Source organism: Pseudomonas sp. NY8896, assembly GCF_039634505.1.
In genome coordinates this window covers 4,554,717-4,578,310 of record NZ_CP132350.1, presented here as the reverse complement: position 1 = coordinate 4,578,310, position 23,594 = coordinate 4,554,717, and the positions used below count along the sequence as shown (strand labels likewise).

Annotated in this window: 22 protein-coding genes and 1 tRNA gene; 13 read left to right on the top strand and 10 right to left on the bottom strand. The window is 62.9% G+C overall.

The window, feature by feature from the left end; all coding sequences use genetic code 11:
• Positions 1-66: 66 nt before the first annotated feature.
• Positions 67-2,676, bottom strand: a complete 2,610-nt coding sequence (acnB, locus tag Q9451_RS20510; protein ID WP_041166454.1) for a bifunctional aconitate hydratase 2/2-methylisocitrate dehydratase — start codon at positions 2,674-2,676, stop codon at positions 67-69.
• Between the two features lie 405 nt (positions 2,677-3,081).
• Here acnB and Q9451_RS20505 point away from each other — a divergent pair, with 405 nt between their 5' ends.
• Complete coding sequence (locus Q9451_RS20505; RefSeq protein WP_171577252.1) at positions 3,082-3,561, top strand: DUF1289 domain-containing protein; 480 nt, start codon at positions 3,082-3,084, stop codon at positions 3,559-3,561.
• A gap of 68 nt (positions 3,562-3,629) precedes the next feature.
• On the opposite strand, the gene queD is transcribed toward Q9451_RS20505, so the two are convergent.
• The 3 genes from queD to Q9451_RS20490 all read right to left on the bottom strand — a co-directional run bounded on the left by queD (position 3,630) and on the right by Q9451_RS20490 (position 6,120).
• Complete coding sequence (queD, locus tag Q9451_RS20500) at positions 3,630-3,986, bottom strand: 6-carboxytetrahydropterin synthase QueD (RefSeq protein ID WP_012271598.1); 357 nt, start codon at positions 3,984-3,986, stop codon at positions 3,630-3,632.
• Positions 3,987-4,309: 323 nt separating this feature from the next.
• On the bottom strand, positions 4,310-4,960 hold the full coding sequence (locus tag Q9451_RS20495) for a hypothetical protein (RefSeq protein ID WP_012271599.1): 651 nt from the start codon (positions 4,958-4,960) through the stop codon (positions 4,310-4,312).
• Positions 4,961-5,040: 80 nt separating this feature from the next.
• Positions 5,041-6,120, bottom strand: coding sequence for a patatin-like phospholipase family protein (locus tag Q9451_RS20490; RefSeq protein WP_012271600.1), 1,080 nt, complete (start codon positions 6,118-6,120; stop codon positions 5,041-5,043).
• Positions 6,121-6,284: 164 nt separating this feature from the next.
• Here Q9451_RS20490 and Q9451_RS20485 point away from each other — a divergent pair, with 164 nt between their 5' ends.
• The 5 genes from Q9451_RS20485 to Q9451_RS20465 all read left to right on the top strand — a co-directional run bounded on the left by Q9451_RS20485 (position 6,285) and on the right by Q9451_RS20465 (position 10,300).
• A complete protein-coding gene (locus Q9451_RS20485) occupies positions 6,285-6,593 on the top strand; it encodes a PepSY domain-containing protein (RefSeq protein ID WP_012271601.1) in 309 nt (102 codons plus the stop codon).
• Positions 6,593-6,907: a PepSY domain-containing protein gene (locus tag Q9451_RS20480; RefSeq protein ID WP_012271602.1), complete on the top strand. Its 315-nt coding sequence runs from the start codon at positions 6,593-6,595 to the stop codon at positions 6,905-6,907. Before Q9451_RS20485 ends, Q9451_RS20480 begins: the two co-directional genes overlap by 1 nt.
• Positions 6,908-7,576: a response regulator transcription factor gene (locus Q9451_RS20475; protein WP_012271603.1), complete on the top strand. Its 669-nt coding sequence runs from the start codon at positions 6,908-6,910 to the stop codon at positions 7,574-7,576.
• The gene (locus Q9451_RS20470) at positions 7,573-8,892 is read left to right on the top strand and encodes a sensor histidine kinase (RefSeq protein WP_012271604.1); all 1,320 of its coding nucleotides are present in this window, start codon (positions 7,573-7,575) and stop codon (positions 8,890-8,892) included. Before Q9451_RS20475 ends, Q9451_RS20470 begins: the two co-directional genes overlap by 4 nt.
• Before the next feature lie 253 nt (positions 8,893-9,145).
• On the top strand, positions 9,146-10,300 hold the full coding sequence (locus Q9451_RS20465; protein WP_012271605.1) for an HPP family protein: 1,155 nt from the start codon (positions 9,146-9,148) through the stop codon (positions 10,298-10,300).
• On the opposite strand, the gene Q9451_RS20460 is transcribed toward Q9451_RS20465, so the two are convergent.
• Positions 10,274-11,140: a LysR family transcriptional regulator gene (locus Q9451_RS20460; protein WP_012271606.1), complete on the bottom strand. Its 867-nt coding sequence runs from the start codon at positions 11,138-11,140 to the stop codon at positions 10,274-10,276. The two genes, Q9451_RS20465 and Q9451_RS20460, sit on opposite strands and share 27 nt — an antisense overlap.
• Positions 11,141-11,319: 179 nt before the next feature.
• Between Q9451_RS20460 and Q9451_RS20455 the strand changes: the two genes are divergently transcribed.
• On the top strand, positions 11,320-13,209 hold the full coding sequence (locus Q9451_RS20455; RefSeq protein ID WP_012271607.1) for a propionyl-CoA synthetase: 1,890 nt from the start codon (positions 11,320-11,322) through the stop codon (positions 13,207-13,209).
• Between the two features lie 65 nt (positions 13,210-13,274).
• Here the strand turns inward: Q9451_RS20455 and zapE are convergent, their stop codons facing one another.
• Together zapE and Q9451_RS20445 are read right to left on the bottom strand one after the other, a co-directional pair.
• Positions 13,275-14,345: a cell division protein ZapE gene (gene zapE / locus Q9451_RS20450; RefSeq protein ID WP_012271608.1), complete on the bottom strand. Its 1,071-nt coding sequence runs from the start codon at positions 14,343-14,345 to the stop codon at positions 13,275-13,277.
• A gap of 127 nt (positions 14,346-14,472) precedes the next feature.
• On the bottom strand, positions 14,473-14,715 hold the full coding sequence (locus tag Q9451_RS20445) for a hypothetical protein (protein ID WP_012271609.1): 243 nt from the start codon (positions 14,713-14,715) through the stop codon (positions 14,473-14,475).
• Between the two features lie 259 nt (positions 14,716-14,974).
• Between Q9451_RS20445 and Q9451_RS20440 the strand changes: the two genes are divergently transcribed.
• Positions 14,975-15,049 (top strand) — tRNA-Gln (locus tag Q9451_RS20440).
• 150 nt (positions 15,050-15,199) lie between these two features.
• Here the strand turns inward: Q9451_RS20440 and Q9451_RS20435 are convergent.
• The 3 genes from Q9451_RS20435 to Q9451_RS20425 are packed head-to-tail and all read right to left on the bottom strand — an operon-like array spanning position 15,200 to position 20,324.
• Entirely contained in the window at positions 15,200-17,587 is a 2,388-nt protein-coding gene (locus Q9451_RS20435; protein ID WP_012271610.1) for a response regulator, read from the bottom strand.
• A 13-nt stretch (positions 17,588-17,600) separates the two neighbouring features.
• Entirely contained in the window at positions 17,601-18,062 is a 462-nt protein-coding gene (locus Q9451_RS20430) for a response regulator (RefSeq protein WP_012271611.1), read from the bottom strand.
• Positions 18,063-18,077: 15 nt separating this feature from the next.
• On the bottom strand, positions 18,078-20,324 hold the full coding sequence (locus Q9451_RS20425) for an ATP-binding protein (RefSeq protein ID WP_012271612.1): 2,247 nt from the start codon (positions 20,322-20,324) through the stop codon (positions 18,078-18,080).
• Between the two features lie 267 nt (positions 20,325-20,591).
• On the opposite strand from Q9451_RS20425, the gene Q9451_RS20420 reads away from it, so the two are divergent.
• Genes Q9451_RS20420 through Q9451_RS20400 form a run of 5 tightly spaced genes read left to right on the top strand, consistent with a single transcriptional unit; the run spans position 20,592 to position 23,562 of the window.
• On the top strand, positions 20,592-21,119 hold the full coding sequence (locus tag Q9451_RS20420) for a spore coat U domain-containing protein (RefSeq protein ID WP_012271613.1): 528 nt from the start codon (positions 20,592-20,594) through the stop codon (positions 21,117-21,119).
• Between the two features lie 30 nt (positions 21,120-21,149).
• Positions 21,150-21,686 carry a spore coat U domain-containing protein gene (locus tag Q9451_RS20415; RefSeq protein ID WP_012271614.1) on the top strand — a complete coding sequence of 179 codons (537 nt, stop codon included), beginning with the start codon at positions 21,150-21,152 and terminating at the stop codon, positions 21,684-21,686.
• Between the two features lie 18 nt (positions 21,687-21,704).
• Positions 21,705-22,238, top strand: a complete 534-nt coding sequence (locus Q9451_RS20410; RefSeq protein WP_012271615.1) for a spore coat U domain-containing protein — start codon at positions 21,705-21,707, stop codon at positions 22,236-22,238.
• Positions 22,239-22,241: 3 nt separating this feature from the next.
• Positions 22,242-22,745, top strand: coding sequence for a spore coat U domain-containing protein (locus tag Q9451_RS20405; RefSeq protein ID WP_012271616.1), 504 nt, complete (start codon positions 22,242-22,244; stop codon positions 22,743-22,745).
• 40 nt (positions 22,746-22,785) lie between these two features.
• Positions 22,786-23,562, top strand: a complete 777-nt coding sequence (locus tag Q9451_RS20400; RefSeq protein WP_012271617.1) for a molecular chaperone — start codon at positions 22,786-22,788, stop codon at positions 23,560-23,562.
• The last annotated feature ends 32 nt before the right edge of the window (positions 23,563-23,594 follow it).

Here is a 23,594-nt window from a genome sequence, read left to right as displayed (position 1 = left end):
AGTGGGGTTGAAACAAGAAAGCCCTGGCATCACTGCCAGGGCTTTCTTTACAACCTGTGACTCAGCTTACGCCTGCACCACCGGGATCTTGGCGTTGGCTGCCGCTTCGCGGAACTCGGCGATCTGGTCGAAGCTCAGGTAGCGGTAAACGTCGGCAGCCATGCTGTCGATGTCTTTCGCGTACTGCATGTACTCTTCGACGGTCGGCAGCTTGCCGATGATCGAAGCAACAGCAGCCAGCTCGGCCGATGCCAGGTACACGTTGGTAGCGTCGCCCAGACGGTTCGGGAAGTTACGGGTCGAGGTGGAAACCACGGTCGAACCGGTCTGTACACGTGCCTGGTTACCCATGCACAGCGAGCAGCCTGGCATTTCCATGCGTGCGCCGGCCTTGCCGTAGATGCCGTAGTAGCCTTCTTCGGTCAGCTGGTGAGCGTCCATCTTGGTTGGCGGAGCCAGCCACAGACGGGTTGGGATGCCACCCTTGACCTTGTCCAGCAGCTTGCCGGCAGCGCGGAAGTGACCGATGTTGGTCATGCACGAACCGATGAACACTTCGTCGATCTTCTCGCCCTGTACCGAGGACAGCAGGCGGGCATCATCCGGGTCGTTCGGCGCGCAGAGCACAGGCTCCTTGACGTCGGCCAGGTCGATTTCGATGATTTCGGCGTACTCGGCATCGGCGTCGGCCGACAGCAGCTCAGGCTTGGCCAGCCAGGCTTCCATGGCCTGGGCGCGACGCTCCAGGGTGCGGGCATCGCCGTAGCCTTCACCGATCATCCAGCGCAGCAGGGTGATGTTGGAGGTCAGGTACTCGGCGATGGCCTTCTCTGGCAGCTTGATGGTGCAACCGGCAGCGGAACGCTCGGCCGAGGCGTCGGACAGCTCGAAGGCTTGCTCGACGGTCAGTTCGTCCAGGCCTTCGATTTCCAGGATGCGGCCGGAGAAGGCGTTTTTCTTGCCCTTCTTCTCGACGGTCAGCAGGCCCTTCTGGATGGCGTAGTAAGGGATGGCATGCACCAGGTCACGCAGGGTGATGCCTGGCTGCAGTTTGCCCTTGAAGCGCACCAGGATCGACTCTGGCATGTCCAGCGGCATGACGCCGGTGGCGGCGGCGAAAGCCACCAGGCCGGAACCGGCCGGGAACGAGATACCGATCGGGAAGCGGGTGTGCGAGTCGCCACCGGTACCCACGGTGTCAGGCATCAGCATGCGGTTCAGCCAGCTGTGGATGATGCCGTCGCCTGGGCGCAGCGACACGCCGCCACGGGTGCGGATGAAGTCTGGCAGGGTGTGGTGGGTGGTGACGTCGATCGGCTTTGGATAGGCCGCGGTGTGGCAGAACGACTGCATCACCAGGTCAGCGGAGAAGCCCAGGCACGCCAGGTCTTTCAGCTCGTCGCGGGTCATCGGGCCCGTGGTGTCCTGGGAGCCGACGGTGGTCATCTTCGGCTCGCAGTAGGCACCTGGGCGCACGCCCTGGCCTTCTGGCAGGCCGCAGGCACGGCCGACCATTTTCTGCGCCAGGGTGAAGCCCTTGCCGGAATCGGCAGGCTGCTCTGGTTTCTTGAACAGGTCGGAAGCACCCAGGCCCAGTTCGGCGCGGGCTTTTTCGGTCAAGCCACGGCCGACGATCAGCGGAATACGGCCGCCAGCGCGGACTTCATCCAGCAGCACTTCGGTTTTCAGCTCGAAGTTGGTGACCAGTTCGTCGCTGCCGTGACGGCGTACTTCACCTTTGTACGGGTAAACGTCGATGACGTCGCCCATGCCCAGGTTGGTGCAGTCGAATTCGATCGGCAGGGCGCCGGCGTCTTCCATGGTGTTGTAGAAGATCGGAGCGATCTTGGTGCCGAAGCAGAAGCCACCGGCGCGTTTGTTCGGCACGTACGGGATGTCGTCGCCGAAGAACCACAGTACCGAGTTGGTAGCGGATTTACGCGAGGAGCCGGTACCGACCACGTCACCCACATAGGCAACCGGGAAACCCTTGGCCTTGACGGCTTCGATCTGGGCCAGCGGGCCGACCGAACCAGGCTGCGACGGTTCGATGCCGTCGCGGGCCATTTTCAGCATGGCCAGGGCGTGCAGCGGGATGTCTGGGCGCGACCAGGCGTCCGGGGCTGGGGACAGGTCGTCGGTGTTGGTTTCGCCAGGTACCTTGAACACGGTCAGGGTGTACTTGTCGGCGATGGCCGGACGCGAGGTGAACCACTCGCCAGCAGCCCAGGATTCCAGCACGGCCTTGGCATGCGCGTTGCCGGCCTTGGCTTTTTCGGCCACGTCGTGGAAGGCATCGAACATCAGCAGGGTGTGCTTGAGCTGCTCGGCCGCGACGGCGCCCAGTTCGGCGTCATCCAGCAGTGCGACCAGCGTTTCGATGTTGTAGCCGCCCTGCATGGTGCCCAGCAGTTCGGTGGCGTGCTTGCGGTCGATCAGTGGCGACTTGGCTTCGCCCTTGGCGACGGCGGAGAGGAAAGCGGCCTTGACGTAGGCAGCTTCGTCGACCCCTGGCGGTACGCGGTTGGTGATCAGGTCTACGAGGAAGGCTTCTTCGCCGGCCGGCGGGTTTTTCAGCAGCTCGACCAGGCCTGCAGTTTGTTCGGCGTTCAGCGGCTGGGGCACGATGCCCAGGGCGGCACGCTCTTCGATGTGTTTGCGGTAGGCTTCAAGCACAGTTATTTCCCTCATCAGTGGTCCCTAAAGGGGGTCCGGGACGCTTATCCAGCATTCAATGCACCCATGCGCTGCCACGGCTTTGTGGGCCGCCCAGCCAGAGTCGCAAAGAATCCTTACAGAAGCTGCTTTCAAAGTTTTACGCCTGCAGAACGGGGGCTGATGAGGGTTGGCGCGGGCATGCGAGGGAAGCATGACCCGGGCCAACGCCGTTCTACCGGATTAACTGTGCTCGTGACGCTTTGAAAACAGCTTCCAACGGACATTGTTGCCTTTGAAAAGGCCGGATGATTCTACGGCAAAAAAAGCCCGAAGGTAAGGCGGTGAACATGACTTTAACGAGTGACCCTGGTTAGACAAAGGGCTAACATGGGCCTGTGTTCCACCGCCAAGCTGTTGTTTTTCATGTCCAACAAGTCCATCAAAACCCCTTGCGTCGGCCTGTGCTCCACGGTGTACGGAGACACGGTGTGCCGTGGCTGCAAGCGTTTTCACCACGAAGTGATCAACTGGAACGGTTACGACGACACGCAGAAGCGCGCCGTGTGGTTGCGCCTTGAGCAACTGCTGGTGCAGGTGATGATGGCCAAGCTTGAGGTGTTCGACAAAAGCCTGCTGCGCCAGCAACTGGAGCAGCGCTCGATCCGCTTTGTCGAGCAGCAGTCGGAATATTGCTGGGCTTACCAGCTTATCGCCCGCGGGGCGCGGATGATCCGTGACCTGGAGGCCTACGGTATGGTGCTGTTGCCGGAATTTCGCGACTGGGAACTGCCGCAGTTGCGCGATGCCATCGATCGCGAGTTTTTCCTGCTTTCAGAGGCGCATTATCAGCGCTACATCGCCCCCAGCTTCCTGCGCGATGCCTTGGCGACGGGGCAAGGTTGACGCTGAGTGGGTGAAGCTACCGGCCCCTTCGCGGGGTTACCCGCGAAGGGGCCGACGTAGAGCCTGAATCAGTCGCCGGTATACTCGCAACCGCTGGTGCAGGTTTCGTGGATGCGTACCTTCGACAGCTCTGGCATCAACGGCTTGACCTGGTCCCAGATCCACTTGGCGATTACTTCGCTGGTAGGGTTTTCCAGGCCAGGGATGTCGTTCAGGTAGTTGTGGTCCAGCTGCTCGTAGATCGGCTTGAAGATCGCCTTGACCTCGGCGAAGTCGCGGATCCAGCCAGTGTGCGGGTCGAGCGGGCCGGTCAGGTGCAGGCCGACCTTGAACGAGTGACCATGCAGGCGGCCGCATTTGTGCCCTTCAGGGACGTGGGGCAGGCGGTGGGCCGATTCGAATGTGAATTCCTTGAAGATTTCCACGGGTGGACCTGTATAGCTGGTGGGGTAAGGGCTTGAGCGGAAATTGGTATTTCAATGTACTGCTCAATGTACTGATTGGTCGTCGCTGGGGTGAAAGAGGTCATTCACTGAGTGATGGCCGGCTGGCGCCAGGCAACCAAATTGGGCGCTATCTTAACCTGTTTTTTAGGGGGGGCTTCACGGAATCTGCGATAGAAGGTATTCCGGCCGGTCGCATTTTCGCGGTTGCGGGGTAGGATCCTGGGTAGTAAGTGGAAGAGCTTGTGCCATTGTAAATACAATGAAAAAGCCCGCTTGCTGGCGGGCTTTTGAAGATGCTGTAATCAGCTCTGCGCTGGTTTTTCCGGGGCGGCCGGTTTCAGCAGATTCTTCAAGTGCTCTGCGGTGCCCTGAGAGAGTCCATGACCCTCCCCAAACGTCGATTTCACGGCGTTATCCGCAGCCAGCATACGCTCAATTTTACCTTTGCTTTCTTCCGCATTGCTGATGAGTTTCCCAAGTACATCAATCAGCGCATCGCTGGTGCGCTTGTACCTTTTGTATGCCCATTCTCTGGCAACGGACGAATCCGCCTCATTCAGTTCCTTTTTGGCTTCGTCATTCGCTTCTCGGGCGCTGCCCTCCTTCATCAGGAGTCTGGTTTCCGTTTGATCCGCACGTAAAATAGCCTTGCATTGATCAATAAATGCGATGGCTGCATCCTTTTCGGCAAGCCTGTGTTTCCAGGTTCGGCCCTCGAGGTTGGCAATTTCCTTGTCCAGATTGTCAATCACGGTATCGCTTCGCTTGAAGTACTCCGCGAAAGTGATTCCATCCTCTGACTGCGCTTTCATCTGTCGTTCAGCTTGGGTGACGGAAACCTGCACAGCTGCTGCCGCTACATCATGTTCTTTGCCACTTTCGTAATGGTTCCATCCGAACCAACCCGCCACCGCAATCGCTATCGCAGCGCCGATGCCCAATACCGCTTTCATCCCTCAGATCCCCTGATGCTGGCAAAACGACATATTAACACCGCGGAAGGGTCGGAACGGTAGTCGCGCAGGCATGGCCGCTACAAGGCTTGCAGGCGTTCACACAGCTGCCCGGTGGCAATCAGCTCCAGCAATTCGTCACCTAGCCGCTGGCTTTCGGCAATGGCCTTGTACCAATAGCGTTTGCGGCCAGGCGCATCGCCCATGAAGCGTTTGAAGTCGTTGCGATCGGGCAGCTTGCCGTAGGGCAGGGCGGCCAGGTACTGCGGGGAAGGGGTCATCAGCAGCACATTCTGCAGGCGAGTGGCATCGCCCTTGCGCCAGGGTAAGGCCTTGTCGAACCAGCCGGGTACCACCTTGTCGGTGAAGTGCGGGTACAGCACCAGGTCGTCGCCGCGATAGGGTAGGTCGAGGTGGTAGTCGAGCAGGCCGCCGTCGCGGTAAGTGCCGGCGCCAGCGCCGGGGATGTCTTTCACGCCCTGCATGACCATGGGGATCGAGCCCGAGGCGAGCAGGGCGTGGCGCAGGTTGGCCAGGCCCAGCGGCAAGTAGCGCGAGGGGAAATCGGTAAGCGCTTCGAGCGGTGGGGCGGCGCGCTCATCGTGCAGGATGACGCGCTCGAAGTGGCGGGCCAGGCGCGAACGGCCGAGCAGGTTGCTGGCGACCACCGAGCCCAGGCCCAAGCCCAGGCGCCCGCGATGGTCGTGGGCAAGCTGGCCATGGCTCTTCACCACCAGAATGTTCAGGTGATAGTGCGGGTTGGCCAGCAGCTGGCCGTCACGGTCCTGCAACAGGTCATCGAGCATTTTTTGGCAACTGCGGCTGATTTCGGCCGGGGTCACGCCCTTGGCGAAATCCTGCTCGGTGTACAGCTCGCCCAGGCGGCGGATACCTGCGACCGGGTCGTCGAGGCAGGCGCTGGCGAAGCGCCAGGCACCAATCGAGGCACCGATCAGCGCCCGCGGGCGCGGTGCCGAGGGCAGCCACTCACCGAACAGCGCCAGGTCCAGGCCTTGAATGCCCAGCGGCTTCGGCCCACCCGCCGCGCCCGGCAAGACCCCGACATCGGCGGCCTGCAGGCCACGCTCGCGGATATGTCGCAGGGCCCGTTGGCCAGCCTTGAAGGTGAGGGCGGGGTATTTGATGTGGATGGCGCTCATGCGGGGGATCTCTTGGGCAGTACGCGGTTCACTATAAAGGGTTTGAGGATGGCCCGGTCTTGACTTGCGCTATCATGCCGCCAGCTGTTTTCAGGTTGAATTAAGGACCAGTGGTTAATCTTAACCCCGTAGACAACTTGCACAGTTCTCAGGAGAGAAGAACGATGAAAACCTTGACTGCCCTGTTCACCGCCGCTGCCCTCGCTCTGGGCGCCAATGCCGCTTTCGCCAAGGATGTTCAACCCGACGAAGTGGTCAAACTGGTCAACGCCAAGACCATCAAGTCGCTGGACGAACTCAAGGCTGCCGCCGTGGCCAAGCACCCAGGCTCCACCGTCACCGATTCGGAACTTGAAGACGAATACGGCCGCTACATCTACAAGGTCGAGCTGCGCGACACGCAGAACGTCGAATGGGACGTGGCGCTGGACGCCAAGACCGGTGAAGTGCTGAAGGACGAGCGGGACAACTGATGATCCACTTACCGCGGCCGGCGCGTTACCTCGCGCTGGCGCTGCTGGCCGTGTGTTCGCTGGCCGCTGCCCGCGACCTCGATCAGGACGAAGCCCTGAAGCTGCGGCAGAAGGGCATTATCCTGCCACTCGAGCACTTGCTGGAAACCGCCTTGGGGCGTTACCCCGGGGCGCGTTTGCTGGAGGCCGAGCTGGAAGAGGACGACGATCGCTACGAATATGAAGTCGAGTTGCTGACGACTGAAGGTGTGGTGCGCGAGATCAAGCTCGATGCCAGCACCGGCGCCCTGCTCAAAGACGAGGAAGACGACTGAATGCGCCTGTTGCTTGTCGAGGACAATGTGCCGCTGGCGGATGAACTGACCGCCGGCCTGCAGCGCCAGGGTTATGCCGTGGATTGGTTGGCTGATGGCCGTGATGCGGTGTACCAGGGGCAAAGCGAACCGTACGACCTGATCATCCTGGACCTTGGCCTGCCTGGCTTGCCGGGCCTGGAAGTACTGGCCCAGTGGCGCGCCGCCGGCCTGGCCACGCCGGTACTGATTCTGACCGCGCGCGGCTCCTGGGCCGAGCGTATCGAAGGGCTGAAGGCCGGGGCCGACGACTACCTGAGCAAGCCCTTTCACCCCGAAGAGCTGCAACTGCGCATCCAGGCCTTGTTGCGCCGCGCCCGTGGGCTGGCCAACCAGCCGAAGCTGGAAGCGGCCGGCCTGCACCTGGACGAAAGCCGCCAGTGCGTGAGCCGTGATGGTGTGGACATCCAACTGACCGCCGCCGAGTTCCGCCTGCTGCGGTATTTCATGCTGCACCCGCAGCAGATACTGTCCAAAAGCCATTTGGCCGAGCACCTTTACGACGGTGAAACCGAGCGCGACTCGAACGTGCTGGAAGTGCACGTCAACCATTTGCGCCGCAAGCTGGGCCGCAGTGTCATCGAAACCCGCCGCGGCCAAGGCTACATCTATGCCGGGAGCGGCGAGTGAAGTCGATACAGGCGCGCCTGAGCCTGGGCCTGGTGGCCGTGCTGGTGGTGGTCGGCGTGGTGCTGGCACAATTGACCTTGTGGCTGTTCGAAGCCGGCCTGCAACGGTACCTGGAAAACGGCCTGCGCAAGGAAAGCGAGAACCTGTTGGTGGCATTGGTGCGTGGGCCTTCCGGCCTGCAGCTGGACGAGCGGCGTATTTCGGCTGCTTATCAACGGCCGTTTTCCGGTTACTACTTCCGCATCGATTTCGACCAAGGTACCTGGCGGTCCCGTTCGCTGTGGGACCTGGACATGCCCAAGCCCGCCGCGCCTGGGCTTTCCGATAGCCATGAACTCGGCCCGGAAGGCCAGCAACTGCTGGCCCTGCGTGCCGACTACCGGCGCCTGGGCCAGGATATTTCGATCAGCGTGGCGCAAGATTATTCGCCGGTGCGCGAAGGTTTCCGGCGCTTGCAGCAGATCGGCCTGGGCATGGGGTTGGTGGCACTGATTGTGGTTTTGGTGCTGCAGCGCATCACCGTTACCCGCTCGTTGCGGCCGCTGGAGCGGGCGCGACAGCAGATTGCCCAGTTGCAGCAGGGCAAGCGCTCGCAACTGGATGCCGAGGTGCCCAGCGAGTTGGCGCCGCTGGTGGGGCAGATCAACCACTTGCTCAGCCATACCGAAGACAGCCTGCGCCGTTCGCGCAATGCCCTCGGCAACCTCGGCCATGCACTGAAGACGCCACTGGCGGTGCTGCTGAGCCTGGCCTCCAGCGAACGCCTGAAAGATCTGCCCGAAGTCCGCGCGCAGATGCGCGAGCAGTTGGAGCAGATTCAGCAACGCCTGGCGCGCGAGCTGAACCGTGCACGGCTGGCAGGGGATGCCTTGCCGGGCGCGCAGTTCGATTGTGATGCCGAGCTGCCGGGGTTGCTGGGGACCTTGGGCATGATCCATGGCGAGGGTTTGCAATTGGCAAGTGATGTGCCGCCTGGGCTGTTGTTGCCCTGGGACCGCGAGGACTTCCTGGAGCTGCTGGGCAACCTGCTGGACAACGCCTGCAAGTGGGCTGACAGCGAGGTGCGCCTGGGAATAGCGCCGAGCGGCGAGGGCTACCGGCTGTGGGTCGATGACGATGGCCCCGGTATCCCTGAAGGCCGGCGGCAGCAGGTGCTGGAGCGTGGTTCGCGGTTGGACGAACAGGTGGACGGGCATGGGCTGGGGTTGGGCATCGTGCGCGATATCGTCGAGGCATGGGGCGGGCGACTGGCCTTGCTGGAGAGCCCGCTGGGCGGATTGCGGGTGAGCATCGACCTGCCGCGCAAGGCCCGATGATGCAGGCGCCGAAACCCTCTGTGGCAGCGAGCCCCCATGGCAATGTCAGTACTGCAAAAAAAATGCAGTACAGGCGCAGTTTTTTGAATTAGCCCAATCGCACCCCACCCGGCAAAATCCCCCTCACGAAACCCTGCGGTTTCCATCTCTCCATGGACGGAGCCCCTTGTGGTATTGCACGCGCAATACAAGGCCCAGGCCAGCTCGGCTGGGCTTTCTTTTTAATCAGAAAAACCAAAGACCCCGAATACCAATGTCTGCCTCGCGTTCCGAAAGCCGTCTGCAGCGCCTGTTGCCGGCGCCCCTGAATATCCCTCCCAAAGAATGGTTGCGTGCCGGTATCGGTGCGTTGCTCGGCTTGTTCCTCGCTGGCTGGCTGACCAGCATGGCCTATGGCCCTGGCATTGCCCTGCACCTGCTGGGCCCGCTGGCGGCCTCGGCGGTCCTGGTTTTCGCCGTACATTCCGGCCCATTGGCCCAACCTTGGCCGGTGCTGGGCAGCTACGCCTTGGCTGGCGCAGTTGGCCTTGCCATGCGCGAAGGTTTCGGTGCCGAGCTGTGGGTGGCGGCTGCGGCTCTGGGCATTTCGATCCTGATCATGTGCCTGTTACGCTGCCTGCACCCCCCAGGTGGCGGGGTGGCAGTGAGCGCGGTGCTGGCCGACTCCGGGTTGACCGCCATGGGCGATCACCTGTTGGAACCGGTGCTGCTCAATGCGTTGATCCTGGTGGCCGTGGCAATCGTCTACAACCGCCTGACCGGCGTGCGCTATCCGAAAGGCGCGGTGCCGCGCAAAGACCTGCACCACACCCATGACCCGCTGCCCGGCGAGCGCGTCGGCATTCGCAGTGAAGACCTGGACCAGGCGCTGGAGGAGCTTGGTGAGTTCGTCGACGTTACCCGTGACGAACTGGAGCGCATCATCCTCGCCACCGAGCAGCACGCCCTGCAGCGTAGCCTGGGCGGTATCACCGCGGCCTCGGTGATGTCCCGCGATGTACAGTTCGCCACGCCTGATACCACGCTGGAACAGGCCTGGAAAATGCTCGCCAGCCATCACCTGAAAACCCTGCCGGTACTGCAGCACGGCAAGCTGGTGGGCATCGTCAGCCTCAGCGACCTGGTCGGCCCGGCCATGCAGCGTGGCCGTTTCAGCTGGCGCGGTTTGTTTGGCCGCAAAGCGGTACGCATGGAGCAAGTGATGAGTCGGCGGGTAGTCAGTGTCAGCAGCCAGCACCCGCTGGAGCGGCTGCTGCCGTTGTTGTGCGAACAGGGCCTGCACTGCCTGCCGGTGCTCGATGCCGAGAAGCTGGTAGGGGTGATCACCCAGACCGACTTGATCGCCGGCCTCAAACGTCAGCTGCTTAGCAAGGCCGAGGCATCAGATAACCGGGTCCCAGCGTTGTGACCAATCGCTTGCGCCGGCAGCCACCAGCCGGCGCAGGATGGCGAAGGCCTGTTGCAGGGCTTCGCTGTCGCGTTTGCGCGGGTACACCAGGAAGGTTGGGTAAGTGAACTCAGGCGCCTGCGGTACCCGCTCGAACACCCCGCTGTCCAGGTAGGCCTGCACCACGCGTGTGCGGAAGTAGCCGCTGCCCCCCTGGTCAAGAATGAACTGCAGGGCCAATGGGCCGAGGTTGAAGCTCAGTGCCGGGCGTGCGCAGTCGGGCAGGGCCGCATCGTGCTGGCGGCGGAAGGCCTCGCCCCAGTCAATGTAGATATACGGTTCGGGCTGGGCGACCCGGCGCACACGGATCAGCTTTTCTTCCATCAATTGCTCCACCTGCAGGCCGGGGCCGTAGGTCGGCTGATAGACCAGCGCGGCGTCCAGCAGGCCCATCTCGACCTTGCGCAGCAGTGACTCACCGTCGCTGACCTCGCTGCGGATGGCATGGCTGGGCAGTTCACGGTGCAGGGCGCTGACCCAGTCGAGCAGCATCGGGTTGCCCAAACTCACCTCACCGCCCACATGCAGCACCTGCTGGCAGCCTTCAGGCAGCGGCAGGTCGCGGCGCGCTGCTTCCCAGGTTTGTACCAGCTGGTTGGCATAACTGACGAACGCTTCGCCATCGCTGGTCAAACTGGCGCCGTTGCGGCTGCGTACGAACAGCTGGCAACCCAGTTGCTGCTCCAGGCGCTGTACCCGCGCGGTGATCGCGGTCTGTGACACGAACAGGCGCTCGGCGGCGGCGACCAGGCTGCCGCAACGCACGATTTCCAGGAAGGTTCGGGCCTGATCGATATCCATGGGCTGCTCGGTGGCTGAGGGGTGGCCTATTCTAGAGGCTTTGCACCGTTATGGGGCGTTTTTGCGTTGTCTGCAAATTTGCAGGTCGGTTGTGACTTTAGTCCCATGGCGGCGTGGGTGTAGCGGTCCATACTCAGGTTTCGCCCTTCAATAACAACAAGTACCGGGTTTCTTTCGATATGAGCTACCAGCACAGCTACGCCCATTCCATTTCCGACCCTGCCGCTTTCTGGGCGGAACAGGCCGCACACCTGGCCTGGCACCGCAAGCCTGCCCTGACTTTGCAAGACCACGCCGACGGTACCCATAGTTGGTTCGCAGACGGCCGCCTTAACAGCTGCTACCTGGCCCTCGATTACCAGATCGAGCAAGGCCGTGGCGAGCAATTGGCGCTGATCTACGATTCGCCGGTGACGGGCGTGCAGCAGGCGTATACCTATAACCAGTTGCGCGATGAAGTGGCGCGCCTGGCTGGCTTGCTGCGCCAGCTGGGGGTGAGCAAGGGCGATGGCGTGATCATCTACATGCCCATGGTGCCGCAGGCAGCCATGGCCATGCTGGCCTGTGCGCGGATTGGCGCGGTGCATTCGGTGGTGTTCGGTGGCTTTGCCGCCAACGAACTGGCTTTGCGCATCGATGATGCCCGGCCCACGCTGCTGCTGACGGCCTCCTGCGGGCTGGAGTTCGATCGCGTGATTGCGTACAAGCCGCTGGTCGACCGCGCCCTGCAACTGGCCCGGCACCAACCGCGCAATGTGCTGGTGCTGCAGCGGCCACAGGTGCAGGCCGACCTGCAGCCAGGCCGCGACCTGGACTGGCAGGCGGCCTTGACCGGCGCCGAGCCGGTGGCCCCAGTCGAGTTGGATGCCGGCGACCCGCTGTACATCATGTATACCTCGGGTACCACCGGCAAACCCAAAGGCATCGTGCGGGAGAACGGTGGCAATGCCGTGGCGCTGTGCTATGCCATGCGCCATATCTATGGCATGCAGGCCGGCGATGTGTGGTGGGGCATATCTGATGTGGGCTGGGTGGTCGGCCATTCGCTGATCGTTTACGGGCCGTTGATGAGCGGCTGTACCACTGTGTTCTACGAAGGCAAGCCGATCCGCACCCCGGATGCCTCGGCCTACTGGCGGGTGGTGGAGCAATACAAGGTCAATGCGTTGTTCTGTGCGCCCACCGCCATGCGTGCCATCCGCAAGGAAGACCCGGAAGGCGAGCTGATCCGCAAACATGACCTCAGCTCGCTGCGCCAATTGTTCCTGGCGGGTGAGAAGCTCGATTCCAGCACCCACGAATGGCTGGAACGGGTCAGTGGCAAGCCTGTGCACGACCACTGGTGGCAGACCGAGACCGGCTGGCCGGTCACTGCGCCGTGTGTCGGGCTGGAGGGGAGCGCCGCGAAGCCGGGATCGAGCAACCGGGCGGTACCCGGCTACAACGTTCGCGTGCTGGACGACGAAGGCCGCTTGCTCGGGCCCAACCATCAGGGTTCGATCGTGATCGCCCTGCCATTGCCACCTGGTTGTAGCCAGACACTGTGGGGCGACCACGAGCGCTACCTGCAGGCGTACCTGCGCACCTACCCGGGGTATTACCACACCGGTGACGGCGGCTACCTGGACGATGACGGTTTCGTCTACATCATGGGGCGCACCGATGACGTGATCAATGTGTCGGGGCACCGGTTGTCTACCGGCGAAATGGAGGACCTGGTGGCCTGCCACCCGGCGGTGGCCGAGTGTGCGGTGGTTGGCGTGCACGATGAAATCAAGGGGCAAGTGCCGTTGGCACTTGTTGTGCTCAAGGACGGCGAGGGCATTGCCGAGGCGCAACTGCTGGTGGACCTGGTGGGCAGTGTGCGCGAGGCGATTGGCCCGCTGGCCTGTTTCAACCGGGTTCGGTTGGTGAAGCGGCTCCCCAAGACCCGCTCGGGGAAAATTTTGCGTGCGGTGCTGCGCAAGATCGCCGACGGGCAGGACTATGCGCCGCCTTCGACCCTGGATGACCCGGCGGTGCTGGGGGAGATCGAGGCGGTGCTGGCGGATTTACCCAGAGCCGGTTGATGCTTTGACATTACAGGCCTCTTCGCAGGTTTACCGGCGAAGAGGCCTGTTGAGGCGATGCAGTTTCAAGGGGCTATCTGGTGCAATTGCCCCAAGCGGCTGCGGGTACGCATCAGGTCGGCAAGCGGCCCGCCCAGGCTTTCTTCCAGTGGCCGTTTACCTATCACCACCACCTGCCGATCCTGGTCATACAACACATCCACCAGGTTGACGAAACGCTGCTGAGCCGCCAGCGAGCACTCCGCCAGGTCACCCAGCCCGTCGATGATCCATTCATCGTATTGCGCCGCCAGCACCAGGTAGTCAATGACCGCCGTGGCCTTCTCGCACAAGTCATCGAAGCCAAGCACCACCCGCCGGCCATCGATGGCCAGCGCACGCAGCGGGCGCTTGTTCACTTCCAGCATCACCGGCTGTTCGTTCGGCACGTTCAGCGCCTGGCGCTGCGCTGCATTCCCCGGCCAGACATAATGGCCCTGGGTAAAACGTTGATGCTCACGGTTGGCCGGCAAGCTGCGAAAGTCGGTGTCGCCGTCCACTTCGAGCACTTGCATCGAGCTGTTGATCAGGCGGATTACCGGGAGGAAGCGCTCGTGGTACAGCGGGTTGGGCAACAACCCTTCGGGCGCGTAGTTGGACGTCACCAGCAGGAACACGCCGCGTGCGAACAGGGCGTTGAACAGGCGTGTCAGCAGCATGGCATCGCCGATGTCATGCACGTGGAATTCGTCGAAGCACAGCACCTGGCAGCCACCCACCAGCTCGTCGAGGGTTGCGCCCAGCGCATCGTCCAGCGCCCGGTGGTGGTGCATGCCTCGGTGGAGGCGAGCAAAGAAGTCATGAAAATGCAGGCGGCGCTTGGCCTCGACCGGTACCACCTGGAAGAAACCGTCCAGCAGCCAGCTCTTGCCGCGTCCCACCGACCCGTAGAGGTACAGGCTGCGTGGCTGCCCTTGTTCGAGCAGTGCCAGTTGTTCGGCCATGCAGTGGATCACCCGTCGCTGGCCGTCACTAAGCTGATAACCCCGGCTTCGGGCTTTGTCCTCGAACCAATCGAGCAGTTCGCTCTCGTTGGCGGCAGTGCCGCGCAGGCGCTGGCCAAGCTGGCGCAATGGGGCAGGGATCCAGGCAGACAAAAGCAACGCTCCTTGGGCGATGGCGGGTCAGCGTGCAGCTTGCCCGAGGGCGGCCATTTTGACTAATACAGAAAGTGACCGGCAATGATCACTTCATGCGATACGTCTGGCCGCGCACCTGCATTGCCTAGGCTTTGCGCTCCAGCTGGCGCTCGATCATGTACTTCACCGCCAGGCGGCGCTCCTTGAGGTGGCGCAGGTCTTCGTCAACGAAGTTGCCGGCCGAGATCGACTCGGCAGCCAGCACCTGGTTGTCGATGTCCATGTACTCGTCCAGCAGGCGGTCCAGCGCCTTGTCCTGCTGGCGGCGTTGCTGGACGATTTCGCGCGGGTAGTGCAGGTCCTGGTAGAGGTCGTGGGAGACAGGCATGAGGTCCTCCTTGGTCGATGCAGTGGGCTCATCTGATTGGAAGGAAGGAATGCGATTCTGTTGAAGCGAAGCGGGAGGAAAGCGACGGATGGTCGATGGGCCAACGCCGAAATGACTAACCCGCTGTTTTTTAGCAATTTTTTTTCATCAGGGGGTTCACAGACCGAAAGTTTGTTGTTAAAGTGCCGCGCATTCCAAGACAACAACCCAGTTGTCACTCAGTTGGAATTGTCAGAGCAGCAAACACTGCATCCGATACAGGGGCGTCGCCAAGCGGTAAGGCAGCAGGTTTTGATCCTGCCATGCGTTGGTTCGAATCCAGCCGCCCCTGCCATTTTCCAGTTTCAAACGTCTATAACCCGGTGCTTCGAAAGATGAGCGCTGGGTTTTGTCGTTTCCGTATTTAATTTCGTAATGCGATGCCTGTAGAAGCGGCCTTGTGTCGCGATGGGCCGCTCCTGCACGGGTTTTGCGTCGTCTCAGGTTACCCGGCAATGCCCAGCATTTCGTTCAGTACCCTGGCCAGCTCATCGGCCTGCACCGGCTTCTGAATCACCAGGCTGCCCGGCAGCTCCAGCCCCTGCAGCTCGGCATACCCAGTAAGGAACACCACGGGCAGGCGCGGGTACCGCTCACGCGCCGCCAGCGCCAGTTGCGCACCGTTGAACTCGGGCATGGCGAAATCCGTCAGCAGCAGGTCGATCTCGTCATCCAGCAATGCCAATGCTTGCTCGCCGCTGTGCGCCTGGCGCACCTGATAGCCGTACTGGCGCAATACATCGCCAAGCATGTCGCGCACCAGGTGGTCATCGTCCACCAGCAGCACCGTGCGGTTACGGCCGCTCTCGCTGCTCGACTGGCTGAGCACCGCTGCGGCAGGTTCGTCCACCACTTCCTCCTTTACTGCGGGCAGGTACACCGCCACCTCGGTGCCGCGCCCCGGTGTGGTATCGATGCGCACGCCACCCCCGGACTGCTTGGCGAAGCCGAACACCTGGGCCAGGCCCAGGCCCGAACCTTTGCCGATGTCCTTGGTGGTGAAGAACGGCTCGAACACCTTGGCCAACACGTCGTCGCTCATGCCGCAGCCGGTATCGCGGATGCTCAGCATCACGTACTCGCCGGGGTCCGGGTCTTCTGGGCGATGCGGGCGCCCGTTGATACGGGTGTTGCGGGTGGTAAGGGTCAGCTGTCCGCCCTCGGGCATGGCATCGCGGGCATTGATCGCCAGGTTGAGGATGATCATCTCGGTCTGGGTCGGGTCGGTCATTGCCTGCCACAGGGCCTGGTCCAGGTCCAGGCGCACCGAGACGTTGCCACCCAGGGTACGGCGCAGCAGCTCTTCCAGGCCGGCCAAGGTGCGGTTGAGGTTAAGCGCTACCGGCTCCAGACGCTGGCGACGGGAGAAAGCCAGCAACTGCGAGGTCAGCTTGGCGCCACGCTCGCCCGCTTCGCGGATATGCGTGAGGCGTGTGCGGGCCTTGTCCAAGTCGGCCTTGGCCAGGTCACGCTCAAGAAAGCTTGCACCGGTGAGGATCACCGTGAGCAAGTTGTTGAAGTCATGGGCCACGCCTGCGGTCAGTTGGCCAACCGCCTCCAGCCTCTGCATCTGTTGCAAGGCAGCCTCGATGCGCTCGCGTTCGTTGATCTGCTCGCGCAGGCGGGCGTTGGCTTCAGCCAGGCCCAGGGCGGCTTCACGTTCGCTGGTGATGTCGCGTGCCACCACGTACAGCAGGGTGTCTTCCGGCACCACCACCCACGACAGCCAGCGCTGCTGGCCGCCGGCATGCAGGATGCGGCCGACAAAGCGGGCGCTGGTGCGGCCATGGGCGAGGGCGGCCAGTTCGGTGAGTAGCAGTTCCTGATCGGGCTCGGGCAGCAGGTGCAGCAGGGACGACTGGCTCAGGCGCTCGCGGGAGAAACCCAGGCTGGCCTCCCACGCGGGGTTCAGCGCGACCGGGGTCAGGTCCTTGTTCAGTACGGCCAGCAAGTCTTGCGACAGCTCCCAGGCGCGATCGCGTTCGCGCGTGCGTCGCTCGACCCGTTCACCGAGCATCTCGTTCAGCTGGCGCAGTGCCTGGGTGGCCAGGCGTTGCGTGTGGATGTCCTGCAGCACACCGGAAAAACGCACGCATTGGCCGTCGACGAACTGGCTCTGGCCACTGCTGAGCAACCAGCGCGGCTCCTGGCCATCGACTGGCGCGATACGAAACTCCACCCGGTACTGGCCACCGCTTTCGGGGCGCATGGCATATTCCACCGCGTCACGCACCATTGCCAGGTCATCGGGGTAGATGCCACCGAGGAACACCTCAAGGCTCATTTCGGTGCTGGTAGGCAGGCCGAACAACGTCTTGCAGCGGTCATCCCAAACCAGCAGGCCTTCCTGCGGGCGCAGGTCCCAAGTGCCCATGCCGGCAGCGTCGATGGCGATCCAAGCACGCGCCTCAACGTCGGCCAATGCTTCTTCGGCGCGGCGCCGGCGCTGGCGCTCCTGTACTTCGGTCAGCGCCCTGCGCACGGCCTTGGGCAGCAGTGGCAGGTTTTTTTTCAGCACATAGTCGGTGGCGCCCAGGCGGATCATTTCCACCGCGTGTTCTTCGCCGTAAATACCGGACAGGAAGATGAACGGGATGTCCGGTGCCAGGCGCTGGGCGATGGCCAGCACCTCGGTGCCGGACGAGCCTGGCAGCACACAGTCGCACAGGATCAGGTCGTAGTGGGCTTCGCGCAGGGCATGTTCGACGCCCGCATGGTCGAACACCAGCTGTGATTGCACTTGCAACCCGCTGCGTTCCAGGCGCAACAGGGTAAGCTCGGCATCCATCGAGCTGTCTTCGACCATCAGTAGTTTCAACGGCGTTTGTTGCATCGTTGCGGCGGCCTCAGTTACTACCGCGACGGTTTAGCCGCAGTGAGCCGGGTGGTGGTTCGTTGAGCACGGCCCAGAATACCCCGAGGTCCGAGATGGCGGCGACGAATTCCTTGAATTCCACTGGCTTGACCACATACGCGTTCACCCCCAGCTCATAGGCGCGCAGCAGGTCGGGTTCTTCGCGCGAGGAGGTCAACATCACGGTGGGTATGCTGCGCAGTTCGGCGGTGGCGCGCACAGCCTTGAGCACTTCCAGGCCATCGACCTTGGGCAGTTTCAGGTCCAGTAACAGCACGGCAGGGTTGCCGTCATCGCGCTCGGCATAGGCGTTGCGGCGCAGCAGGTAGTCGAGCGCGTCGGCACCGTCGCGCAGCACGATGACCTCGTTGGCCAATTGGCTGCGCTCCAGGGCCAGCAGGGTCAGTTCCAGGTCCCGGGGGTTGTCTTCGACCAGCAGGATGGGCTTGAGCATGATGGTAGCGATGCCTCAGGTAGCAGTGTTTCGGGGTAGGGTGAAGTGGAAGCTGGCGCCTTGCTCGATCTGGCCAGTGGCCCAGACCCGGCCATCATGGCGCTCGATGATACGGCGCACGCTCGCCAGGCCAATCCCTGTGCCTTCGAAGTCTTCCATGCGGTGCAGGCGCTGGAATACGCCGAACAGCTTGTTGGCATAGGCCATGTCGAAGCCCACGCCATTGTCGCGGATGCAGACCTCGGTTTCGCCAGGGTGCTGTACGGCACTGATCCCGATGCGGGCAGGGTTACGCCCGCGCGTGTACTTGATGGCATTGGCGATAAGGTTGTGCAATGCCATGTTGATGAACGCCGGGTCGCCGATCACCTTGGGCAGCGGGGCGATGTCCCAAACGATTGCGCGGCCTTCGTAATCTGGGGTCAATTCGCTGCGAATGGCCTCGACCAGTGCGTTGAGGTCGACGTCGGACAAGCGCAAGGCCGAGCGGCCCATCTGCGAGAAGTTGAGCAGGTTGTCGACCAGGCTGCCGGCAAAGTGCGCCGCTTCGCCGATGTGCTGCAAAAAGCGTTTGCCGCGCTCGCTCAGGTCTTGGCCTTCGATTTCGCCAAGCAGCTCGGTATAGCCGGCGATGTGCCGTAGGGGCGCGCGCAAGTCATGGGAAACACTGTAGGAGAACGCCTCGAGCTCTTTGTTCGAGCGGCGCAACTCGCCCGCCAGTTGCGCCAGCTCTTCGGCCTTGCGCAGGACGATGCCCAGCACCGCGGTGCGCAGTTCCATCACGCCCTCGATCACCAGCGGGTCCCAGGGCTCGCAATAGCCGCGCAGTTCTTCCTGCCAGCGTTCAAAACTGTGTCGTGGGTGGAGGTTGCCCTGTGGCCCCACCTGCTTGGTCGGCTGGCCGGCCCAGTTTACCGTACGCACTTGCTCGGGGCGGAACCACAGCAGGTAGTGCGAGTGGATTTGCGAGATGGCCACCGCCAGCACACCACCGGCATGGGTTGCCAGTTCGGGCAGGTCTGTGATGTCGCGGCGCAGGTTGTCACTTTGGAACACGCTGTCTTCGCCACGCTGGCCAAGCCAGTGCACCAGCGCGGTCACCTGGGCTTCGGGTGGGGTCTGGCCGATCAGGTCACAGCGTTCGGCCGAGATTACCGCCGCACCTTGGGCACCGGCAAAGGCCAACAAAACCTGGGGCAGTTCGCGCAGGCCGTCGCTGACGCTGTCGTGGTCAGCCATGGACGAGATCATGCGCACGATGTGTTGACGCAGTGCCAGCAACTTGCGCGTGCTGGCATGGGCCTCGCGGGACTCGATCTGCAACGACAGCACGCTGGCCAGCAGCTCGCAGGCTGTGCGGGTACGCAAGTCCACCGGGCGTGGCTGATGGTGGTGGCACGACACCAGCCCCCACAGCTCGCCATCGACCACGATCGACAGCGACATCGAGGCCAGCGTGCCCATGTTGCGCATGTACTGCAGGTGTATCGGCGACACGCTGCGCAGTGCAGCGAAGCTCATGTCCAGTGCCTTGCCGGTGCGAGGGTTGGCGGCCGGTAACAGGGGGGAGGACTGATAGTTGGCATCCTCGATCACGCGGATGCGGTTGATCCGGTACAGCTCGCGCGCCTGGCGCGGGATGTCCGCGGCCGGGAAACACAGGCCCAGATAGCTGGGGTAGCCAGGGTCGGCCACCTCCGCCAGCACCTGACCGTTGCCATCGGCATCGAACCGGTACGCCTTGACCCGCCCAAAGCCGGTGATGCGTTTGAGCTGCACCACCGTTTGTTGCAGCAGATCCTCAAGGCTTGTGGCCAGTTGCAGGCTACCGACGAAGTTGCGCACCAATGGGTAGTAGTCGCCTTGCCCGGCCAGCTCCGGTGGCAGGCGCGGGGGTTCGAACTCGGCAATCAGTACTTCGTCGTGACAGTGGGCCAGCAAGTGCAGCGGCTCACTGTGGGGCGCGCCTTGGCGCAAGCGCACGTCGCCGATGTGAAAGGGGAAAATTTCATCTTCGGGCAGCCGTGCGAGGTGCGCGTGCAGGTCGAAACCGTCGCTGACCAGATTGGCGAAGGGGCAACCGATCAGCTCCTGGGCCGGCAAGCCCAGCCAGTGCTCGACGTTTTCACTGGCCTGCAGCACGCGCAGGTCGGTGGCGTCCAGTACCAGCAGAAAGCCATGAGGCTGGATGCTGCTCGGCAGGTGGATCGGTTCTTGGGCACAGCGCTCCATGGCGTCTGCCAGCGTGTTGTCTGCAGTCATCGATGAAAGCGCTCCTGTCATGTCCGTCCATGTATGGCATAGGTGCCTGGGGCAGGATGAGACTGGTTCACCCTAACAGAAACCCGGCACATTTACCGGCTCTCGCCATTGGAGGCACGCCGATGCCCTGGGGTTCTGTGCCGTTCAGGCTTTTTTTGATGGGGCGCTATCGCTTTATCGCTAATACAAAAAAATGGCTTGATGCCACCACGGTTGCGCTGCCTCGCTGCTACGCTCAAACCAAGACGTTTCGACAAGGATAACAAGGTGACGGAGCGCTATCTGGCCGCGCTGTTGGGCCTGTTGTTCAGCGGCAGTACCGTGGCAGCGGATTTTCTCGTGGAAGTGCGGGTACTGGTGCAGCGTGGCTGCATGCTGGTCAACCAGACACGCGACGCGGGAGCCCAAGCCCTGGGGAGGATCGACCTGGGTGTGTCGGCACGCCTTGATGGCCCTGGCGCGCCCTTGAGCGGGGTACTGCTGAGCCAGCGCCCACCGCGACTTGAGTGCAACCCTGGCACCCCCTACCAGGTACGCGTCGATGGCGGCCAGCATGGTGGCGTCGGCGAATTGCGCTACCTGGCCAGCAGCGACCGCGCGGCCCGGCCCATTCCTTATCGCTTGTACCGCGATGCTGCCTGGCGCGAGCCTCTGGCGGTGGGGGTGGCCCAGTCGGCGCGGGTGCCGGACAGTGGCTCGGTTGAGCTGCCTCTGTACGCACGTATCGACAAACTGGCCTGGGTACCGAATGCAGGGCTGTATGCCGACCTGCTCAAAGTCACAGTCACCTGGTAGGGACGCCACCATGCACAAGGACGCCATGCCATGAACCGCACTTCGATCCTGTTGCTTACCCTCGGCCCGCTGCTGGTACCTGGTGGTGAGGCGCATGGCAGCACCACAGGTTTCATCCAGGCGCGGCTGGTGATCAGCGCGGCCTGCCAGATCAGCAGCAACGAGACACAACCGGCCGTGCTGGGCAACCCGGGGGTGCTGGATTTTGGCGAGCGCGGCCCGAACTGGGACCAGCCACTGCGCAGCCGGGTGGACGAAGTGGGCGGCGAGGGTAGCCTGCAGATCAGTTGCACGCCCGAAGTCCGGGCTTTCAATGTGCGCATCAATGGTGGCCTGAATGGCGACGACGGTATACGGCGTCTGAGCAATGGCCGTGAACTGATCCCTTATCAGCTGGCAGTCGACCCTGGCGGCAACAGCCGCTACGGCATCGGCCAGGCGCGCGCCTTCACCATTCGCAGCAGCCAGCAAGTGCCGATTCCCATCTACGGCGTGGTAGTGGCGCAGCCGCGCGCGCTGCCCGCCGGGCTTTACCGCGACACCCTCAGAGTGACCCTGGACTGGTAACCACGCAAGGAGACTCCGATGCGAACGAACCTTTCATGCTGCATGCTCGCAGGCCTTGGCCTGGCACTGGCTTCCCAGGCCCAGGCCGCCACGGTGACCGGGAACATCACCTCGACGCTGACCCTGATTGCCGCGTGCCAGGTCAACGGCAGTTCGGGCACTTCGGGGTTGAACTTCGGCGCTCTGAACTTTGGCACTCAGGATGCCCTGTTCACCACTGCCAATGCCCAGGTGCTGGGTGGTGGGGGCGGTGCCATGAGCATCCTGTGCTCGGCGGGTACGGTGCCTGCCATCAAAGTGCGCGCAGGGCTACATGACGGCCAGTCGAGCGGTGGCACGCGTGCGCTCGCCGATGGCGCTGGCAACTTCGTGCCGTACGACCTCTATACCGACTCCGGCCGTACGACGTTGCTGGCCATTGACGGCACCATCACCCTGCCAACCAGTACTGGCGCGGCCCAGACCGTCAACCTTTACGGCAAGGCCGTGGGCAAGGCGGGCCTGCCCGCAGGGGTCTACAGCGACACGATTTCGGTCGAGCTGTCGTTCTGAACCATGCGCGGTTGGCTGGCAAGTGGCCTGAGCGGAATCGGCATGCTGTTGGCCGCCCCGCTGGGGGCGGTGACCACCAGTACATTCACGGTGACGGCGCAGATTGTCGCCGGTTGCCTGGTGGTGGGGGGTGTCACCAGCTACGGCACGCTCGATTATGGCTCGCAGTCCGCGCTGTCCACGGGCTTGCTCAGCACGTCGTTGGGTGGCTCAACCGTGACCTTCCAGTGCACGCCAGGCGTGGCCATGAGCATGAGCCTGGATGGTGGGCAGAACAGTGCCAGCGGCACACGCAACCTGAAACGATCGAACGGCACGCAAGTGCTGGCCTACCAGTTGTACCGGGACGCGGCCTACAGCCAGAGCCTGGGAATCGGCCAGAGCGTGGCCGTGAGCTATGCCGACCCGACGGCGATCAAGCTGCCGGTGTACGGGCGGGTTCAGCTGACCGGCACGCTGCCGGCAGGGACCTACACCGATGTGGTGCAAGTGACGGTGACCTGGTGAACACCAGCGCCACCAACGACAAGTGTCTAAGGAGAGCTGCATGCGGGTAGGCGCGAAGTGGGCGCGAGGATTGATCGGATTGTGGTGGCTGGCAAGCTTGCCGGCCGGGGCGGCCACCTCGGTGTTGATCTGGCCGATCGACCCGGTGCTGGAGGCCGACCAGAAGGCGGGCGCCCTGTGGCTGGAAAACCGCGGTACTGCGCCGGCCAACTTGCAGGTGCGGGTATTCGCCTGGCGCCAGGGTGATTACCAGGAACAGTTCCAGGCGCAGCGTGAAATCATCGGCAGCCCGCCGGTCGCCAACATTGCCCCAGGGCAGAAGCAGCTGATTCGCCTGACCCGTACTGGCTCATCACCCGCCGGCCAGGAGCAGGCCTACCGCATCATCATCGACGAGATCCCGCCCGCCATCCCGGTCGATAAAGCCGACCCCGGCGCTACCGCGGCCATTCGTTTGCAAATGCGTTATTCGGTGCCGCTGTTCGTCTATGGCGAAGGGCTGTGGGGCAAGGCCGACCCTGACGGCAAGCGCAATGCCGAGGGTGTGGGCAAGCCGCAGCTCAGCTGGCGCCCGGTTACCGTGCAGGGCAAGCCTTACGTTGAACTGCGCAACACTGGCCCCGTGCATGCGCGCTTGACCGATGTAGTGGTGCAGCAAGGCAGCCAGAGCAAACCACTGGCCGAGGGGCTGCTGGGCTATGTGCTGCCGGGCGCCAGCATGCGCTGGCCTGCTCCCGAGGCGTCCAGCAGCGGTAGCGTGCTCAAGGGCAGGGTCAATGGGCAGGGTACGGCGGACGCTATTCGCCAAGGCCAATGAGCCAGCAAATGAATGCAGTGCAGGGGTCAGGG

Coding starts and splice junctions, on each gene's coding strand:
- Q9451_RS20400 (WP_012271617.1), top strand. CDS start 22,786: ATGCGGGTAGGCGCGAAGTGGGCGCGAGGATTGATCGGATTGTGGTGG.
- Q9451_RS20490 (WP_012271600.1), bottom strand. CDS start 6,120: ATGAGCGCCATCCACATCAAATACCCCGCCCTCACCTTCAAGGCTGGC.
- Q9451_RS20455 (WP_012271607.1), top strand. CDS start 11,320: ATGAGCTACCAGCACAGCTACGCCCATTCCATTTCCGACCCTGCCGCT.
- Q9451_RS20505 (WP_171577252.1), top strand. CDS start 3,082: ATGTCCAACAAGTCCATCAAAACCCCTTGCGTCGGCCTGTGCTCCACG.
- Q9451_RS20460 (WP_012271606.1), bottom strand. CDS start 11,140: ATGGATATCGATCAGGCCCGAACCTTCCTGGAAATCGTGCGTTGCGGC.
- Q9451_RS20495 (WP_012271599.1), bottom strand. CDS start 4,960: ATGAAAGCGGTATTGGGCATCGGCGCTGCGATAGCGATTGCGGTGGCG.
- Q9451_RS20425 (WP_012271612.1), bottom strand. CDS start 20,324: ATGACTGCAGACAACACGCTGGCAGACGCCATGGAGCGCTGTGCCCAA.
- Q9451_RS20480 (WP_012271602.1), top strand. CDS start 6,593: ATGATCCACTTACCGCGGCCGGCGCGTTACCTCGCGCTGGCGCTGCTG.
- Q9451_RS20415 (WP_012271614.1), top strand. CDS start 21,150: ATGAACCGCACTTCGATCCTGTTGCTTACCCTCGGCCCGCTGCTGGTA.
- Q9451_RS20475 (WP_012271603.1), top strand. CDS start 6,908: ATGCGCCTGTTGCTTGTCGAGGACAATGTGCCGCTGGCGGATGAACTG.
- Q9451_RS20465 (WP_012271605.1), top strand. CDS start 9,146: ATGTCTGCCTCGCGTTCCGAAAGCCGTCTGCAGCGCCTGTTGCCGGCG.
- Q9451_RS20410 (WP_012271615.1), top strand. CDS start 21,705: ATGCGAACGAACCTTTCATGCTGCATGCTCGCAGGCCTTGGCCTGGCA.
- Q9451_RS20435 (WP_012271610.1), bottom strand. CDS start 17,587: ATGCAACAAACGCCGTTGAAACTACTGATGGTCGAAGACAGCTCGATG.
- Q9451_RS20445 (WP_012271609.1), bottom strand. CDS start 14,715: ATGCCTGTCTCCCACGACCTCTACCAGGACCTGCACTACCCGCGCGAA.
- Q9451_RS20485 (WP_012271601.1), top strand. CDS start 6,285: ATGAAAACCTTGACTGCCCTGTTCACCGCCGCTGCCCTCGCTCTGGGC.
- Q9451_RS20430 (WP_012271611.1), bottom strand. CDS start 18,062: ATGCTCAAGCCCATCCTGCTGGTCGAAGACAACCCCCGGGACCTGGAA.
- Q9451_RS20405 (WP_012271616.1), top strand. CDS start 22,242: ATGCGCGGTTGGCTGGCAAGTGGCCTGAGCGGAATCGGCATGCTGTTG.